14 protein-coding genes and 1 pseudogene are annotated in these 18,933 nt (G+C 34.5%); 5 read left to right on the forward strand and 10 right to left on the reverse strand.

Annotation, left to right across the window (positions count from 1 at the left end; genetic code table 11):
• Window positions 1-62: 62 nt before the first annotated feature.
• From rsgA to M014_RS29080, 6 genes are all read right to left on the reverse strand, one after another.
• A complete protein-coding gene (gene rsgA / locus M014_RS26350) occupies window positions 63-1,139 on the reverse strand; it encodes a ribosome small subunit-dependent GTPase A (RefSeq protein WP_051588533.1) in 1,077 nt (358 codons plus the stop codon).
• 10 nt (window positions 1,140-1,149) lie between these two features.
• Window positions 1,150-4,398 (reverse strand): condensation domain-containing protein, encoded by a 3,249-nt coding sequence (locus M014_RS0103905; RefSeq protein ID WP_026590546.1) that lies wholly within the window; start codon window positions 4,396-4,398, stop codon window positions 1,150-1,152.
• A gap of 134 nt (window positions 4,399-4,532) precedes the next feature.
• Complete coding sequence (sbnA, locus tag M014_RS0103910) at window positions 4,533-5,510, reverse strand: 2,3-diaminopropionate biosynthesis protein SbnA (protein ID WP_035414545.1); 978 nt, start codon at window positions 5,508-5,510, stop codon at window positions 4,533-4,535.
• On the reverse strand, window positions 5,497-6,234 hold the full coding sequence (locus tag M014_RS0103915) for a thioesterase II family protein (RefSeq protein WP_026590548.1): 738 nt from the start codon (window positions 6,232-6,234) through the stop codon (window positions 5,497-5,499). Before M014_RS0103915 ends, sbnA begins: the two co-directional genes overlap by 14 nt.
• A gap of 80 nt (window positions 6,235-6,314) precedes the next feature.
• Window positions 6,315-7,679, reverse strand: a complete 1,365-nt coding sequence (gene ablA / locus M014_RS0103920) for a lysine 2,3-aminomutase (RefSeq protein WP_051588534.1) — start codon at window positions 7,677-7,679, stop codon at window positions 6,315-6,317.
• A gap of 612 nt (window positions 7,680-8,291) precedes the next feature.
• Window positions 8,292-8,429, reverse strand: coding sequence for a hypothetical protein (locus M014_RS29080; protein ID WP_155924315.1), 138 nt, complete (start codon window positions 8,427-8,429; stop codon window positions 8,292-8,294).
• 373 nt (window positions 8,430-8,802) lie between these two features.
• Here M014_RS29080 and M014_RS0103930 point away from each other — a divergent pair, with 373 nt between their 5' ends.
• Both M014_RS0103930 and M014_RS0103935 read left to right on the forward strand, forming a co-directional pair.
• Window positions 8,803-9,771: an ornithine cyclodeaminase gene (locus tag M014_RS0103930; RefSeq protein ID WP_026590550.1), complete on the forward strand. Its 969-nt coding sequence runs from the start codon at window positions 8,803-8,805 to the stop codon at window positions 9,769-9,771.
• Between the two features lie 391 nt (window positions 9,772-10,162).
• Window positions 10,163-11,020, forward strand: a complete 858-nt coding sequence (locus tag M014_RS0103935) for a hypothetical protein (protein WP_026590551.1) — start codon at window positions 10,163-10,165, stop codon at window positions 11,018-11,020.
• A gap of 42 nt (window positions 11,021-11,062) precedes the next feature.
• Here M014_RS0103935 and M014_RS0103940 read toward each other — a convergent pair whose 3' ends face one another.
• Entirely contained in the window at window positions 11,063-13,429 is a 2,367-nt protein-coding gene (locus tag M014_RS0103940) for a DUF6359 domain-containing protein (RefSeq protein ID WP_026590552.1), read from the reverse strand.
• Window positions 13,430-13,693: 264 nt separating this feature from the next.
• Between M014_RS0103940 and M014_RS0103945 the strand changes: the two are divergent.
• A pseudogene (locus tag M014_RS0103945) lies at window positions 13,694-13,954 on the forward strand (HD domain-containing protein); the annotation flags it as partial.
• Window positions 13,955-13,962: 8 nt separating this feature from the next.
• Window positions 13,963-14,337 (forward strand): 2'-5' RNA ligase family protein, encoded by a 375-nt coding sequence (locus M014_RS26355; protein ID WP_231503895.1) that lies wholly within the window; start codon window positions 13,963-13,965, stop codon window positions 14,335-14,337.
• 191 nt (window positions 14,338-14,528) lie between these two features.
• Here the strand turns inward: M014_RS26355 and M014_RS0103955 are convergent, their stop codons facing one another.
• Together M014_RS0103955 and M014_RS0103960 are read right to left on the reverse strand one after the other, a co-directional pair.
• Window positions 14,529-15,056, reverse strand: coding sequence for a DUF4352 domain-containing protein (locus M014_RS0103955; protein ID WP_026590554.1), 528 nt, complete (start codon window positions 15,054-15,056; stop codon window positions 14,529-14,531).
• Between the two features lie 587 nt (window positions 15,057-15,643).
• The gene (locus M014_RS0103960) at window positions 15,644-16,384 is read right to left on the reverse strand and encodes an SDR family NAD(P)-dependent oxidoreductase (RefSeq protein ID WP_026590555.1); all 741 of its coding nucleotides are present in this window, start codon (window positions 16,382-16,384) and stop codon (window positions 15,644-15,646) included.
• 121 nt (window positions 16,385-16,505) lie between these two features.
• On the opposite strand from M014_RS0103960, the gene M014_RS0103965 reads away from it, so the two are divergent.
• Window positions 16,506-17,339: a LysR family transcriptional regulator gene (locus M014_RS0103965; protein WP_026590556.1), complete on the forward strand. Its 834-nt coding sequence runs from the start codon at window positions 16,506-16,508 to the stop codon at window positions 17,337-17,339.
• Between the two features lie 152 nt (window positions 17,340-17,491).
• On the opposite strand, the gene hemY is transcribed toward M014_RS0103965, so the two are convergent.
• Entirely contained in the window at window positions 17,492-18,913 is a 1,422-nt protein-coding gene (hemY, locus tag M014_RS0103970) for a protoporphyrinogen oxidase (protein ID WP_026590557.1), read from the reverse strand.
• Window positions 18,914-18,933 lie beyond the last annotated feature (20 nt).

The raw sequence follows: 18,933 nt of genomic DNA on the forward strand, positions 1-18,933 counted from the left end.
GATTACCTCACATTTCCTTTAATTTTTGTTCAGAGACTCCTCAAATAGCTACTTTGATAACGTTAATCTTTAAAATAGTTATATTTGTTTCTTTTATATTTTTCTTTATCTTTAGCACCTTTGCTATAATTCAACTTCTCCTTACTTATTCTTCTGCCTTTTACCCATAGAAAATCTTGCTCATACGTTATTTTATGATAGTTATCCAAGCGTTTACGCAAAATGATCCCGTTCTCTACAGCTTGATTAACTGCACATCCTTTTTCGTTTTTATGCTGACAATTGGAGTAGGTGCAATATTTTGCCCACTCCAATATTTCTGGAAATCCTGCTTTACTATCATTTTCTTCAAGTAAAACTCCAAACTCTCTCATTCCAGGTGTATCAAGCAAAATAGTCCCGTTATTAAATAAAATTAATTCTCTACGTGTAGTTGTATGGCGGCCTTTTGAGGTAGCTTCACTAACATGACCAACCTTCATCACTTCAGTTCCAATTAGAGTATTAATAATTGTGCTTTTTCCAACACCACTTGCCCCTACAAATCCTACTGTCTCACCAGGGATTAAATGTGGAATTAACGACTGTATGCCGTTTACGCCTTCAAGGGCAGATACTGTTAAGACCTTACCATCAGGATGAATTCTACGAGTTATTTCTACATAAGAATCAGGATCAGTGACTAGATCCGCTTTAGATAAAACAATAATAAGTTCAATACGACATTTCTGAGCCTGAGTAATGTATCTTTCAAGTCGTCTCGGATTATATTCTTTATTCATTGATGTCACTAAAAATAGCTTATCTAGATTTACGCCGATTACTTGCTCTTCATAAAGGCTTCCTGGCTTCTTACGATAAAAAATAGATTTCCTGTCTAAAATGAATTCTAAAATATATTCATCATTCTTTATGCTTCTAGCCCTTACCCAATCGCCAGGGACCGGTAGACTCGCTGCATTAGATGTTAATAGTTTCTGAGAGGTCCTACATCTCCTCAAACCTGATTGTGTGGCTATTAGTATATCTTTACTAGTAAAACAAGTAACTACTCTTGCGATTTCACATTGTGAACTTGTATGCTTGTTAAACTCGTTTTCCCAGTGAAGATTCAAACCATAACTTTTTAAGATATCCATCAATAACCTCCTACACCTTATTTCTTGCTCTTCTTTTGATTTTCGGCATACTTAACTGTTCATTTTGACCAGAAAGCAATATCTTATCAATATTCTCTGCCATTTTTCTAATAGTAGTTAATGTATAAAATTCTTCCCATGCAACCTTGATAGAAAATCGCTCTTCCATATTCATTTTAATTTTCATAGCGAGCAAAGAATGGCCACCTACTTCAAAAAATTCAGCAATACAACTTACCTTTTTTCGTCCTAAAATATCACACCAAATTTCTGAAATAATTCTTTCTGTTTCAGTAATAGGTGCCTCATACTTTACGTTTTCTTGGTGTATAACAAGCTTAGGAAGATTATTTTTATCTATTTTCCCATTTTTTGTTAGCACGAATTTTTCTACAATCACGAAATACGATGGAATCATATACTCAGGTAATAATCCCTTTAATGTATCCTTAGTAATAGATAGATCAAATCTATTTATTTCAAACGGTTTTATATAAGCCACAATTTGCTTTTGGCCAAATTCATCTTGAACTGTTGTAATATATGAATCCTCTACAGTTATATCTTTATCAATCTTCTTTTTTATATCCGTTAACTCAACTCTAAAACCTCTGATTTTTTCTTGCATATCTTTTCTACCACAATAAACAATTTCACCTTGTGTATTTCGATATGCTAAGTCACCCGAACGATATAACCGAGTTATATCCCCATTTTCTAATTTAATAGAGATAAATTTCCTTTGGGTCTCTTCCTCAAGATTCAGATATTCATTGGCAAGACCTTTACCTCCAATATACATCTCACCTACCACTCCAATAGGAAGATTATGAGTGCCATCCTGACTTCGAATATCAATAACGGTATCAGAAATAGGAATTCCTATAGGTAAATCTTCTTCATATGATTCTACATCGTGAATTTTATGAAAAGTAGCAAACGTAGTTGTTTCACTCGGCCCATATACATGAATAAATTGGCATCCTGGAAGATTCTTAGAGAACTTTTTAACACAATCTAAATTAACTTTTTCACCACCAAAAAGAATCTGTTTTACCCCCTTAAATGGGCTACTTTCTGCAGTAGAATATTGATTAAATAAAGATGTTGTAATAAATAACGTATCAACACCGTTATGGCTAATCTTTTCCTTTAATACATCCGGAGATAACAGATCTTCTTTTTCGATTAAAACGAGTTTAGCTCCATTAAGAAAAGCTCCCCAAATTTCAAACGTTGTAGCATCGAAACCTAAGTTGTTCATTTGAGCAATAACATTTTGGTTTGACAGCTTGCAATAATTAGGGTTTAATACTAACCTCAGAACACCATCATTAGGAATGCTGATCCCTTTTGGGTTTCCACTCGAACCAGAAGTAAAGACACAATATAACTCATCTTGATCATCCGCATAAACACTTTCGAATAACATATCTGTAGAATCTTCAATTCGACTTATATTTAAAGTTAAAATATCTGATGGAATACGTAACTCTTTTAAAACATTTGAACTTCCTTCATCAAATAGGATTACCTCCGGTGAAGTCTGATGGATAATCTCATTCACTCTTGTGAGAGGGGTTCCCTTATCTAATAAAATATAAGAATACCCTGAACGCGTGGCAGCTATTATGCTATAAATAGAATGAATCGCTTTATCACAACAAATAAGTGCACGGCGCCTTGTTTGTTGTGCAGGATGAGATAACAATACCTTTCCGATGGATGCACTTTTATAATTAAGTTCTTTATAAGTCACAGAATGATTTTCTGTTACGATTGCAATTTGATCTGGAACCTTATTGAATTGTTTTTCTAAGTAGTAAGAAACTCCACCTTTATGATACAAATCACCCATTGAATTATCCGCATGTTCGTTTGTTCGATCAATCAGTTCTACATCTTTTGTTAATAATACTTTAAGCTCTGCTATTTGCTTATCTGGCTGTGAGGTAGTAACATCAAGAATATTTTTATAAAAATTCAAAAAACTCTCCATAAACTCTTTCGTCATATGAGAAGCATTATATTGAATAACCCCATGTAATGAAGTATTAACTTTTTCAAATATACACGTTAGATCAGATTGCGCAAATTTCTTTAGAAGAGGGAATGAAGAAAATTTTATTTCTCCCATATCTAATGTAATGCCTTCCACACCTGCAAAAAATAACGAGGCACCTTCAAAATCAGAAGTTCTTGCTTTTTCTAGTACAAACATAGTTTGATATAAAGGCTGGTTAGCGGAATTACCTTGATCATTGTACTTCTCTATCAATTCTTGATAAGATACCCTTTGATTTGAGAATATTTTTCTTACATCACGTTGTACCAAATTGGCATACTCAGCAAAAGATTGCGTGTCATTTACCAAGCAGTTTACAGGTAATGTATTCACATAATAACCAATCTTATCTAGATGTTTTTTTGAATGCCGTCCTAAAAAAGGAACTCCTGTAGCGATATTGTTATTATCAAAATAATAAGATAGCACTATATGGTAATTTGCTAATAAAAAACTAAAAGGAGTAACACCCATCTTAAAGGACTCCGAATAAATTTTTTCAGTTAAACCTTTATCTAACTGCAAAACAATGGATTCAGCTGTTTCACTTTTCAACATATCCCTAGACTTTCCGAATGGCAGCTGAAGTTCCTCTACCCCTTTGTGTAACCTTTCTTTCCAATAATCTAATGACTTCTTATATTTATCTGTTGTTTTATACTCATCTAACATCTCAATATGATCAAAAAAAGAACAGTCATTTGCTACTAGAGAAAAATCTTCGTTATTCCTCATCTGTTTATAAATAGAAGCGATTTCTTTCAATATCACAATAAGTGACCAATAATCGACAACGATGTGGTGTGTAATAAGCAATACATATTTATTATTATCATCAGTAGTAGCAACTATAAATCTAGAAAGTGGTCCATTCTTTAAATCAATCAATTTATTTGCTTCAATATTGAAAAAATCACGTACTTCCTGCTCGTTTATAAAAGTGTAGGTTTCAAAAGATACACGATTATTTTCGTTAACCGTTTGTAGTATTTCACCATTTTTCTCAATAAAACGAGCACATAAAATAGGATGTTTCACAGAAATTAAATCACTAACCTTTTGTAAATCGTATACATCTATATCACTTTCAACCTTTGCAGAAAAGTAAGTATTATATGCCGTTGATTGCGGATTGGCCGTTTGTATTTTCCATAATCCTTTTTGACCCTCTGACAATTTATATTCTTTATTCATTTTTGATCCCACCCTAAGTATCAGTAGTTTAAGTAACAAAGTACTTTTTTATAAAATAGAAATGATGAGCCCCCATCATTTAGAAAACCTAATTACTCCTTAGTGCTATCTGATTGATACAAATGTTTAAAACCCTATATCAAACTGAGTTCTTTTTCAGAATGAGGATTCAATACTTTATGACACCATTCCTCATTGTAAATCGTATCAAAATATCGATCTCCCCTATCTGCAAACAGCGTTACTACATTAGGCTTTTTCACATAGTTTTTATCTTTAAAATAATTTTTCACTGCACCGTATACAGCACCCGAAGAACCTCCAGCAAATATTGCATGTTTACTTAAGAGTTCTTTACACATTTCTATGCTCGTTTTTTCACTGATTATCACAACATCATCAATGATTGAATCTTTTAGAATATCCGGTACAATACTTGAGCCTATCCCAGGGATGGATCTATTTTGAGGTTGCAAACCAAAAATAACAGAACCTTCCATATCTACCGCGATAACTTTTGATTTCGGGAACTTCTCTTTGACACAATTAGAAATGCCAGTAATTGTCCCCCCAGAACTTACACCTAAAAAAATATAATCCACTTCAATTTCGTTACATATTTGCTTCCCTACGGTCTCGTAATATGCATTTGCAACTAATTTATTACCGTATTGATTAATCCAATATGAATTTGCTATTGAATTTCTTAGCTCATTAACCTTCTCTAACCTTGTGATTAAATATCCACCTGAATTATCGGGTTCTGTTACTTTTATTACTGTTGCTCCTAGAGATCTAATGATCATTTCATTCACAGGTAAAATTTTCGGATCAACTACGCAAATAAATTTCAAACCTAGCCTTTTACAATAACTTGCTAAAGCGATACCAAAATTACCAGACGAAGATTCAATAATTGTTGTATCCTTGTCGATATCACCTTTCTGAAGCAAAGTTTCAAGAATGTGTGCAGCTGCTCTATCTTTAACGCTACCAGTAGGGTTGTTTCCCTCTAATTTAACGAATAAATTCACATTACATAAGTCTTTACTTGTTAGTTGTACCATTGGCGTTTTTCCAACAAAATCTAATACACTATTATAAATACTCATAATTTACTCCCACTTGATTCTTGTTATTTTTTTCATAAATTAGTGATTTGTTTATAATTTTATTAATATATTCAATGTTATTGTTAATGAAAAAATGGTTACCATTTAATGTATAAACTATCGCTTCACGCTCGCTGTATTTATTCCATTCTAGAGCTTCCTCTAGTTTTACTGTATCTTCAGTTCCTATAAGAATGGAAATATCACATTCGATTTTATGCTGATTAGGATTATATTCGTATTCTCCTAGTATCTTTAAATCATTCCTTATTATCGGTAGAAACAAATCTGTTAATTCTTTACTATCAACCAACTCTTGTGGGATGCCTCCAAGAGCACTCAATTTACTTAGCAATTCCTGATTAGAAAAATGATGTAATTTTTCTTTATCTTTCATCCGATCCGGTGTTTTGCAACCAGAAAAAAATATATGTTCTGGTAATCTTTTGCCCTCAGAACGGATCTTATGATATAGCTCGTAAGCTAATATACTTCCCATGCTATGTCCATATAATGCATACTGATTTTGGTCGATCTTATCCTGAATCATATTATAAATATCATCCGTTACTTCTTTCATACTCATATAGAAGCCCTCATTAAATCTTTGTCCCCTTCCTTTCAACGGAACAGGATGTAAATAAATAGATTTATCTAAATGATTCCCCCATTTGTAATACCCTACCTCCGAACCACCAGCGTAAGGTAGACAAAATAATAGCATGCATTCCCCCCCCTTTAAATAGAAACTTTCTAATTATAACTATTAAGATTAATATTCAAAAATACAGATTAAAAAGACTATTACACTTTATTGAGTTCATGATTACTTGCCATTTTTTGAAGCTGGGATTGATACTTCTTTTCTTTTAATTTATCCCTTTTATCCCTATTATTCTTCAATGAAATATGACCAGGATTTTCTTCATACCCTTTTCTTCTACTATACCTCGACAAACCTTCTGGAATTAAGCTAGACTGTTTATCTTGGAGTATCCCTGCAACCCCTATAGTTGAAGATTCATTTGTATATTGTGGATAGATTTTCTTGAAATAGTCTAATGCCCTATCAGCCTTATAGTCTTGCGGCTCAGGATACGATGTAATGACACCCTCAAAATTACGTAAAACCACTTTATCAGGACTTTGTGAAATGATATAGTTTGGCTGAATAGCAATTTTCCCTCCCCCGCCCGGCGCATCTACCACAAATGTAGGTACTGCATAACCCGACGTATGCCCCCTGAGTCCTTCAATAATTTCAAGACCTTTCGATATAGGGGCTCTAAAATGACTAATGCCTTCTGATAAATCACACTGATATATGTAATAAGGGCGAACACGAATCTTTACTAGATCATGCATTAGCTTTTTCATTATTGTTACACTATCATTGATACCCGCTAATATCACTGACTGATTTCCTAATGGCACACCTGCATCAGCAAGCATTTCACACGCCTTTTTTGCTTCCTCTGTAATTTCAATTGATGTATTAAAGTGAGTATTCAGCCATATAGGATGATATTTCTTTAAGATATTACAAAGATTCTCTGTAATTCTTTGTGGAAAAACGACTGGAGCACGTGTCCCTATTCGAATAATCTCAACATGAGGGATCTCTCTTAAACTTTTCAGTATGTACTCCAATATAGTGTCATTAATTAACAAACCATCTCCGCCGGAAATTAATACATCTCTAACCTCAGGCGTTTCTCTTATATACTCAATAGCTCTGTCTAACTGCTTTTTCGGAACCGCCATACCCACTTGGCCAGAGAAACGTCGACGTGTGCAGTATCGGCAATACATTGAACACTGATTGGTAACTAAAAATAACACTCTATCTGGATATCGATGAGTTAAACCAGGAACTGGAGAATCTTCATCTTCCTCTAATGGATCCTCAAGATCGTACTTTGTTTTATATACTTCATTCGAAATCGGTACAGATTGCATCCGAATTGGACAATGCGGATCGTCCGGATTCATCAGTGAAGCATAGTACGGAGTAATATTAAGCGGGATTGTTTTTGTAGATATTCTTATTCCCTCTTCTTCATCTGGTGTTAAATGAATTACTTTTTTTAAATCTTCTAAGGTACGGATTGTATTCGTAAGTTGCCAAACCCAATCATTCCATTGGTCTTCAGTAACATGTTTCCACATTTCTATATCTCTCCAATGACGGGTTGGTTTGTATAATTGATCCACTTTTGAACAACTCCCTGAATTATTAGATGAATAGGTTATGATAGTAACTTTAATGCTTTTTAATCTAAAGTATTGTGCTTGTAAATATGATATAGCGATACTTCATATTCATTTAAAAAGGACGGTACATATTGATGATTCCCCACCATTATCCAATTGATAATTTATGGCATTTTTTGTATTTAGCATCAGATTCACTACCTTCTTGCTGTTTAACTTTCTGTATCTAAAATATACGTGTCAATTTATGTTAATAACAATCAGTAAAATTTCACAAAAAATCTGGCAATTCATTTCTTGTTTTCACTGCTTTATTTTACATATTTGCGATGAAGAGAAATCATGACAGTACTTCAGTTTATATTTAGGAATAATAGGAATGGCAAACTCCTACATAGTAAAAATTCTGTCATTGCTCATTTTATATATAAGAAAGACCTTTACATGTCTATGATCCTATAAACTTAATATGCTGGGTGGCTACCAATTCTATTTCAAGTAAAATTTGTATAATAAAAAAACAGGTAGAATCTACTTTCTACCTGTCAGACTGTCGACAAACCCCATTCAAATTAATAAAAAAATGTAAGTATCGCTTACATGAACAAATTTTTCAATCGCCGAAGGATTGTCCAACGCATACCATTTTTTATTCTCTTCCGTATGCCGAAGATGGCTCACTTCTTCAAGATAACGTTGAATCATCTTCGTTTAATTTTCCTAAAGCAGCTCTATCATTAGATTAAAATACAGCTAATCATTTTTAGAATATTTTTTTATATGCAAATATGATACAATAATTTACATAATTGTCAATCAACTCAGAAAACTACAACTTTATATCTAAATACTACTTCTATAAACTTTCATTTGCATTCTTAATTATTGTTATTTTAAACAAATGGTTATTCTACTTTAAAATATCAATCTCAAAAACAATAGCAATAAGTGTTTATAGATTAGGGATTTTTGAAAGGATGTGTTCTACTCTTTATATTCATTCTACTTTTTAAAACAAACGTTTTATTTTAAGCCTGAAAGTTTTAGACTAATACATTTTAACTAGGGGTGTAGAAAATTGCTTTACTTAAATTCTAAAGATATTACTGATATTGGAATCAACTGGATAAAAACAGTTGAAATAATTAAAAAAGCTGTCAACGTTATGAATCATTCTGATTTCTCACAACCAATAAAGCCTTATCTACAATTTAATGATCCAGACAATCGGATTATAGCAATGCCAGCGTTTGCTGGGGGAGAGTTTTCAGTAGCAGGTATTAAGTGGATCGCTAGCTTTCCTAAAAATCTTGAAGTTAGTATACCTAGAGCAAATTCAATCACAATATTAAATGATGCGACTACTGGTGTACCATTCGCAACAATTAATACACCAATTGTGAGTGGTATACGAACTGCTTCTGTATCAGGTCTTATGATTCAAGAGTTTGATAAAGTACATAATCTAAATGATGTAACACTCGGAATAATCGGGTTGGGCCCAATAGGTCAATTACATTTACAAATGGCAACAACCCTTTTAGGAGATAAAATTAAAAATATACGTCTTTTTGATATATCGGAAATCGATAAAAATAAAATCCCAGTAGAACTTAGAGAAAAAGTCACAATATGCTCGTCATGGGAAGATGTGTACCGTGATGCAGATATATTTATTACGTGTACTGTATCAAGTAAAGGATATATTGATGGTCCTCCAAAACCAAATGCACTGCTACTAAACGTATCACTACGTGATTTTAAAACTGATATACTAGACTATTCACCAGTAATTGTAGTTGACAATTGGGAAGAGGTATGTCGTGCAAATACAGATATAGAAGTCATGCATAATGAAAGAAATTTACAAAAATCAGACACTCTTGATATTAAAGATATTGTTTGTAGTAATGCATTTAAAGAGATTACAGAAGATAAAGTTGTCATGTTCCATCCAATGGGAATGGCTACTTTTGATATCGTAATTGCTCAATATTACTATGATCAAGCCATTGCTTTAGGCTATGGTCAACCGCTAGAAGCATAGGCTATTAGCAACTCAAATTAAGATTTAACTGTTCAGTTAACCTAATCAACCAATTGAAGAAAAATACAAAAAAGTGTTCTGGATTTTCGATCTTCAGAACACTTTTTTCATTTTATCAAACACCGCTTTCGCAGCGCTTATTTAAAAATGCATAACTACTATGTGAATCATGGTTGAATCTTTGATTCTCTTCTAAATCATACTTTTTTATCCCGATTGGTGAGGGCTAATAATCAGTGGGAGATGAAGAAAATCCCCACTGATTAAAGTTTCACTTTATGAATTCTCCATTTTTTTTAATTATCAATTCAAAAAACAAGAAATTTTTTACAATTAATAGTAATATAGAACATATACATATTTATTAAAAATGGTGGGGGCTATTTCAATCATGATGCGTGCACTTAACTTACATATAAAACAAGCCTTTTTAAATAAGATTTCTCTCACTCTCTTATTGAGTTGGTTAATTCTTGTCTCAATTTATCATTATTACTATGTTTTACGATATTTAGGAGGACTACCTGACGGGCTTTTAATAACTGCTTATAAATGGATTGGCTTTCGTGATAATGGGATGGATGTGTATTTACTATTAATGCCTGTACTAGCAGCACTCCCTTTTAGCACGAGCTATAACTCTGATAAAGTTGATAAATTCAAATCATTTGTAAGTAAAGAAATTCCCTTTTTCCCTTATGTATTTACGAAATATATCGTGACCTTCCTAATTGGGGGGCTTCTTTATATTCTCCCATTCGTATTTTCATTGCTGTTTTGTAAACTGACAATTCCAGATGGTATTCCGACAACCGACTTAGGTATTATTAAGGACAACAGCATGTTTTCATCTTTATATTTCTCTTCTCCAATTTCTTATATTTCCCTATATATCGGGATTAATTTTTTATTTGCTGGTCTTATGGCGGTATTGGGTCTTTCTGCATCCATATGGTCTAGAAAAGATTACATGGCAATTCTATTCCCTTTTGCTATCACCTCTCTACCATATATTATTTTAAATATCGTATTCCCTACAATTGGCGGAGCACCTATTCATTTATACGATCCAAAACAACCGCTCCAAGGAATGTCGCCTTACATTGGAATCGTGCAATGCACCTTGTTTTTAGGAATTAGTTTATTTACGTATATGAAAGGTATACAGAAAGATCGGAAGCAATATATGCGGAGACTTCAAAAAAGAATGCGATGTAAAAAATCGATTCAAAAATCAGTTAGTATGTAATACAAAATACCCCTCAGCTATTATGCTGAGGGGTACTTTTACTTAGGATGCTTTTTTCAAATCAATTTGTGCAAGCACTGGGTCATGGTCACTCATACGGCCATGTTCCTTCATAATGTTGGAATTTAAATGTACCGGATCCACAACTGTATGTGGTGCCATATTATTTGTTACTAAAACATGATCTAATACTTGTGCATTGCCGTCATGAATATATGTGTAACGATTTTCTTTCGAAACCGTTTCTAACATATCTTGCATGATATCGCCTTTTAATGCTTGCAGTGGTTTCGAGAATTCAAAGTCATTCATATCACCAACTACAACCACTGGTGCATTCACATCTCGTTTTTGAATATCTTTTACAAAGCTGTTCACTTCCTGCGCCAGTTGAACGCGTTTCTCTTCACTCTTTAATACAAGAGGTTGAATTTTTCCAAACGGCGTCGCATCACCAAGTTTTGAATTTAAATGACTTGAAATAACAACAATATTTTGCCCTTGGAATTTAAACTCCGCAGCTAGCGGTTTACGAGTATTATCAAATACCGGATTATCTTGTCCAATGCGCGTCGGGTTTGTTGCTAACAGCTTTGGATTCTTTTCTAATTTCACACGTGATGGATTATAGAAGAAACCAACGCGAATGTTCGCTCCCGGTGCCCCGCCATCTTGGTTGTTTTGCGGAGCAACTTCTACATATTCATACTTAGGTCCATGAATTTCTTGCACAGCATCAATAATACGCTTTGCACTTAATGAAGCATCTGTTGTTCCGTCATTCGTTGATCCATTATTATCTTGCATTTCTTGTACACCAATAATGTCTGGCATCTTTAAATTATATTTAATAGCATATGCCATTGCTTTTACCTTTTCATCAGATGTTTCTTTTGCATTCGCTGAAAAGTTTTCAATGTTATATGTTGCCACTGTTAATTTTCCAAGACGAGGCTGAATATTAGCGCCTGCTTGTTTAAACCCGCCATCCGTTACAGATGGTAATTCTGTTACCGGCGAAATACGATACGCACCATAGTCATAGCCGACTACACCTGTGATATCTCCATTAAATGTATCTCCTGATTTTGCTACATAATCACGAGGTACTTTTAAAGAAAGACGTTCTGGATTGAATTGATTCTCGCCTAACAATGGTGTTCCATATTTTGTAGTGACCTTATCTCCACCATTTGCAACTGTTACATATAAATTTCCATTTTTCTGCGGTCCAACAATTTGAGGAGTTGGCATTGTCACGCGCATACCCTCTATACTTTCATAGAAATCAATTGCATCTTCCTCTGGATCAAATACACCAAATGCATCATTATCAATAATTTGATCTGGAATCTTTACACCCTTTTCACCTAATACAGTTGCTTCTGGCAACTGTTGATGATTTGCTTTCACTGAGGCATTGCTCGCTTTAATTTCTGTGATGGCTAAATCTGTATCAAATCTGTCAGCGTATCCAGCTCCAATAAATTCTTCTACCTCACCATCAACGTGCACAAGATCTCCTACTGCTACATTCGCTTCTTTCTTATAGACATAAATTCCTTCTGAAGTTGCCGTGTCTTCGTCAGGCTGCGAGTCTTGCATATAAAAACCATTCTTATCTAACGCTGTTACGACACCTTCTACATTTCGTACTTTCTTCCCATTATAAGGAGAAACATGTGATTTCCCTTGAATATCATGAATACGAACTTGCTCACCTTTTATAATTGTAAAAGAAAATGTCGAAACTTCTGAAGGTGCAAGTCCTTCTTTCACTGCAATTGCTTTTATCACACTGTTCTCATTTATAACAATCGATTCATTATAACGAATACTTTTATCTGTTGGAACAGAGCCATCTAATGTATAGTAGATTGTTGCTCCTTCTGTACTTGTGGTTAATGTTACTGCTGTTCCTTTTTCAATTTCCCCACCATTTGGTGATGCAGTCACATCACTTACACGGTTTTCCGTTTGTCCTTGAAACTTATATGCTGTTACGGACTTTAAACCAGGGCTACCAAAATAAAGCTCAAGCGTCCCTGTTAATTGAACTTTCTTCCCAACATTTTCAGGATGATCTTTTACATTCACTGCTGCTCTCACGTCACCTTTTGGCAACTGAACAGGCATGATTTTCGCAGGATCTGTCTCATTTGGAGAATCTGCAATTGCAACATTCGTATCTCCAAATTTCGCAGGATCTTTCGTGTACTTAGAAGGCCCTTCTGTATATCCAACAATATACCCTTCCACTATCCCTTTACTGCTTCCTTGCTGCTTAAACAGTTGAATTGCATCCTGCACAGATAATACAGAATGTTCTTCTGCTTTTACTAAAGTTCCAGTAAATGAAATCAGTAGTATAAATGATAGCAAGATACTTACTAGTTTCTTCAAATTCATCGTCCTCCCCTAATTTTAATATTCTCTTAGCATGTATTATCATAACAAAAAATTCTTTATAAAGAACTTAAAATTCGACAAATTTTACAAAAAATTAATCTCATACTTCCGTATGAGTCTGATATTACAATTTCCACATCATTCTTTTAATATAAGTAGAACTCATACAGAAAGAAGTGAGATGTTAATCTTGTATCTTGCAGACAGGTATTTTACTTTTGAAGGGGAATTATTATAATAAAATATTAAGATAAGGGTGAAAACATGAAAAGAGTATTAATAAACAAAGCTTCCTATTTAGATAAATCCGAATTAGAGCGTTTGAATACTGCTATATACTTTGCCGAGAAAGCTCACGAAGGGCAATTTCGAATTTCAGGTGAACCCTATATTACTCACCCATTTGCAGTTACAGAAATCTTACTAGACTGTAAAGCCGATATCATAACTTTAGTGGCAGCATTACTACACGATGTGGTAGAAGATACAAATTACACAATTGAGGAAATACGTGATACGTTTGGTGAAAAAAAGTGGAGAAATTTTGTAAACAAATGCCTTCTTTCACTTTATCTTTAGGAAAACCACAATTCTTTGGAAAACAAGTTTTATTCTTAAGTGTAGAAGACTCAAAAGTTTATAAACTACATCGTCTTTTAGTACAAGCAGTCCCTCCATCAGATGATTTGATTAAAAGGTATATAGAAATGGAACAGTATCATCTCCATTTAACGCTTGGACAAACCCATTGGGGTTTAACTTCGGATGAATTGGTACAAATGGAACAAGTGGCTAGAGATGAATTTACACCATATCCTGAGTGGACCGTTAATTTCATAAGAATTTATCAAGAAATAGAAGAGAATAAATATCAACCATACAAAGACATTCCGTTTTTAAATTTGTAAACTTAAAGATACATTGACTTCTGATAACGATAATTATGTAAATGAGCTATCCAAATGGATGGCTTATTTTATTTTTTTGCTTAGCGTGATTTTTTTCCGAAATGCTGGCGATACCCCATTAATTAGATATAGTATGTGAAATTTTAAAAGAAGACACTCAATTCGAGTGTCTTTTCTTTTTGTAGATAATATTATTGAAGATTTACTCGAACTTCTTCTTCTGATAAGGAAATTGGTTTGAAGATTAATTGAAGCTTAGGATCTCCTTGTTTTGATTCGAAAGCAATAGTTCCAGTTATTTTCCCATTTTGTGCAAGTTTTCCAAAATTCAATTGAGTATCTTGGTTAATCATAGTTAACGTTGGATCTACAATATTTCCTTCACTGTTTTGTAAACTGAAATCGTGAGCATTATAATGTATTTCTTCTTTTCCGCCGTTTTCTATAGTTACATTAGCGATTAAAAATTCATGACCCTCTTTAGGTTTATCGAATTCTCCACCTGGAGACTTTTCAACATTTGTAACAGTTAATTTGTGATTTCCAAGATTAATTGTTTCGCCAACTTTAAATTTTTTTTTCTCTTCTTTCTTTTCAGTTGTTTGTTCTGTTTTTGTATCATTTGATACTTTCTTGGCAGTTTCTTCTGTATCACTACATCCCGCTAGACTGATAGCAAGCGCTCCAGTTATAACGAGTGTACCCATCTTCTTATACATTTCGTTTCCTCCAATTATATAAAATATATGATTCCTGAACTATCATAACAAATATGGTTACAACTTTTTTGTCAGATTATGTCGAACATAAAAAAAAGAGAGCATAAGCTCTCAGATGGAAAATGTTTCTTCTACAAGGGGTTACCATACATGCCCATCAACTTAAGAATTCAGAACTATCCCAAAACGAAAAAATGAGCTTTTTTATTACAAGTTAGGACAAAATCTCGTTCTGGGGGTAGTTGTATTTTCTTAGCTTGATAGCGATGTGGTGGTATCCCATAACCGAATCTATATTAACAAAAGGTGTTTTCACGTATAGAAAGCATCTTTTCAATCAACAACAAAGGGATCTTTAATGAACCAGAATGCCTTCGCTGTTATAAAGTGAAGCTTTAATCAGTGGGGGTTTTCTCCCTCCCCACTGATTATTAGTTAAACCAATCGAGCTTTTACGGACAGTGCATCTCCCACCTAACTTCTTTGCTTTCGCTGAATTTTGAAGTGGGAGTGTTACTGTCCGTTAATGCGGGATAAATCCAACTTTCTAGTAAGTCGATAATCTTACTCCATAATGCTCCGCAAGATTAAAGCGTCTGTCCATTATCAATTGTAAATATTTGTCCCGTAATAGATTCCTGGATTAATTGAAAAAGAATCGCTTCGGCAATATCATCTGGTGTTGAAATTCTTTGAAGTGGTAGATTCCCCGCCAGTTGGTACATTTTCTCTTCATTACCTGCCCACCACCTTGTATCGACTGCACCAGGAGAAATACTATTTACTCTAATATCAGGTGCTAATGCAATTGCGAGCGATTTTGTCATCGTATGAATGGCTGATTTTGTTGCGGCATATGGTACAGATGATCCTAATCCCGTTATCCCTGCAACGCTTCCCATATTCACAATCGCACCTGATTTTTTCTCCTTCATATAAGGAACAACAGCTTGTATACAATGAAACATCCCTTTCACGTTCACACTAAAAAGGTCATCCCACACTTGATCCGTTACAGACTCTAAATCATCCATAGGTATTTGAGCTGTTATACTCGCATTATTCACTAAACAATCGACTGTTCCAAAAAAATGAACAGTTTGAGATACCATATCCTCTACTTCTTCTTTTTTGGCTACATCTGCTTTCAAAGCCACCGCGGTACCTCCTCGCTGCTTTATTTCATTCACAGTTTCTAACGCTTCTTTTTCGGAACGGCTATAATTCACCACAACTTTCGCTCCTAAACTCGCTAATCTCAACGCAACAGCCTTTCCAATACCTGTGCCACCGCCTGTTATAATGGCTACTTTATCTTTTATATTCATTTTAAAATCTCCTCACTGTATCTGATTTGATTTCATTTTATCTTCGTTCGTTTGAGGAGTATAATACTGAATAATGACTATGGTATCATTTTAAATAATACCTAGGTGGAGGGATCTATTCTTGGAAAGCCATGACTTATGGATTTTTAAGCATGTTGCAGAACTACAATCAATCTCTAGAGCTGCTGAAAAGTTGGGATATGTACAACCAAATATAAGTCAGCGAATTAAAAACTTAGAAGATGAACTCGGCGTTAAAATATTAAAGCGCAATAACAGAGGAGTAACATTAACGGAAGAAGGAAAAGTATTATTAGATTACACAAATGAAATTATGTCTTTAATGAATGAAGCGAAATCAAAAATAAACCCTGAGAAATGGAGAGATTCTTTAACACTTGGGGCATCTCAAACTATTTCTGCGGTGAAAGTACCTCAGCTATTTTCTTCTTTTTTGGAGTTACATACAAATATTGATATGAAGCTAAGAACGAATGATAACGCAAAGTTACAAGAAATGCTTTTGTATGGAGAACTTGATGGGATTTTTTTAAGCGATGCATATAATGATTCACAATTCGAAAGTGTGTACAGTTATTTTGAAAATATGATACTCGTTTTACCAAAAGATACTCTGCCCGAAAATCAAACTTTACTTGTAAACAGTAATCCAAATTGTATATATAGAAAGAAGCTATTAGATTATTGTCATATGAATAACTTTGACCAAAGGGCGATACTGGAATTTGATTCACTTGAATCGATTATGCAAGCTGCTCACGATGGGCTTGGTATTACGATCGTACCTACTAATGTTGTATATAGCCGAAATAAGCCAAAAACAATTCATTATGAAGAACTGCCCGAAACAGTCGAAATTGATTTTGTGATTAAACGTAGAAAACAGCAATCGCAAGGCTTAAAGAAATTCATTCGTTTTTTGCGAGAGTTATAAGTGTAAAGCAAAAGCCCCTTCAGGTTTCTAGATATATTGATGACTGATGAGTGAGGTAATATATAGTAAATGAAAGTTTATCGGTGCAAACTCGAATATATCGTCACTTTAGCAAACAACGACAAAAAAAGGAGCCTACTGGCTCCTTTTTTTTATTGCGCAATTAATTCCGCTTCATTTATTTTTTCCAAATAAGACAACACATGCTTTACTGCTGCCTCACCTTGATCGATACAATCTGGAAGACCTGATCCGCCGTAAGAGCTACCAGCTAAATAAACGCCTGGTAATTCTTTATCCATAAATGTTTTTAACTTTGTCATACGTTCTTTATGCCCCACAGTATATTGCGGCATGGCATCTTTCCAGCGGCTGACAACCGTAAAGTCCGGCTCTGCTGTAATATCCATTGTTTTTTGTAAATCTTCTAATATAAAACGAACCATTTCTTCATCTGTTTGTTCGACAATTGCTTCATCACCAGGACGCCCCATATAGCAGCGAAGAAGCACTTGACCTTCCGGTGTTGTATGGGGCCATTTCTTATGTGTCCACGTACATGCTGTAATGGAAAAATCGCTATTTCGGGATACAACGAAGCCTGTACCATCAATATCACGCTTAATAGCTTCTTTTGGAAAGGCTAATGCAACATTAGCAACCGACGTCGATGGAACATTGCGGAAGAAACGAAACTCCTTATACTGTGCAAACATAGACGGCAATACTTTGTGAGATGCAGCAACCACAATAGAGTCCGCCTCAATTTCTTTTCCATTGCTCAGCGTAATCGTATAACCATCGCCCATTTTTGCGACTTTTTCAATCCGAGTCCCCTTCACAATAGTTCCATCTTCTAGCTGCTCTTCTATTCTTTCTACAATAGATTGCAGCCCTGTTTTCAATGTTAAAAAGATCCCTTGCGGCGCTGCATCCCTTTCTTTCTTCGGGGCCAAATTACGCATACCGAGTGAAATACTCCGATATTTCTGCTCTACTTGATAAAACTGCGGGAATGTCGCCATTAAGCTCATTTGATCAATATCTCCTGCATAAATCCCAGATAACAATGGTTCGATTAAATTTTCAACCACTTCATTTCCTAAACGACGACGGAAAAATTGACCAAGTGATTGATCAGAAACAGGCTTTGAACGAGGTAATACAAAATCAAAACCTGCTCTTACTTTACCAATCGGAGAGAACAATCCTGAAAATAGAAAGGGCGTAATTTGCGTTGGAATTCCCATCATGGATCCACTCGGCATCTTATGTAATCGGTTGTTCACAAGAACAAATGACTGACCAGTTGCGTTGTTTACAAGCGCATCTCCAAGGCCTAATTCTCTGGCTAACCTGGCTGCACTTTCTTTTCTTTCTAAGAAAGAATCTGGACCGCGCTCAATTGTAAATCCATCTTTTCGAACGGTTTGAATTTTGCCGCCAAGCCTACCCGACGCTTCTATTAGCAATGTATCAATCGGCAATCCTTTTTCGCGAACTTCTTTTTGTAAGTAATACGCTGTTGTTAAACCTGTAATTCCACCACCGATGATAACAACTTTCTTTTTCAAAATGGCTCCTCCTTTCCCAT

Origin of the sequence: Bacillus sp. UNC437CL72CviS29 (assembly GCF_000482345.1) — a bacterium.
Classification (GTDB): domain Bacteria; phylum Bacillota; class Bacilli; order Bacillales; family Bacillaceae_G; genus Bacillus_A; species Bacillus_A arachidis.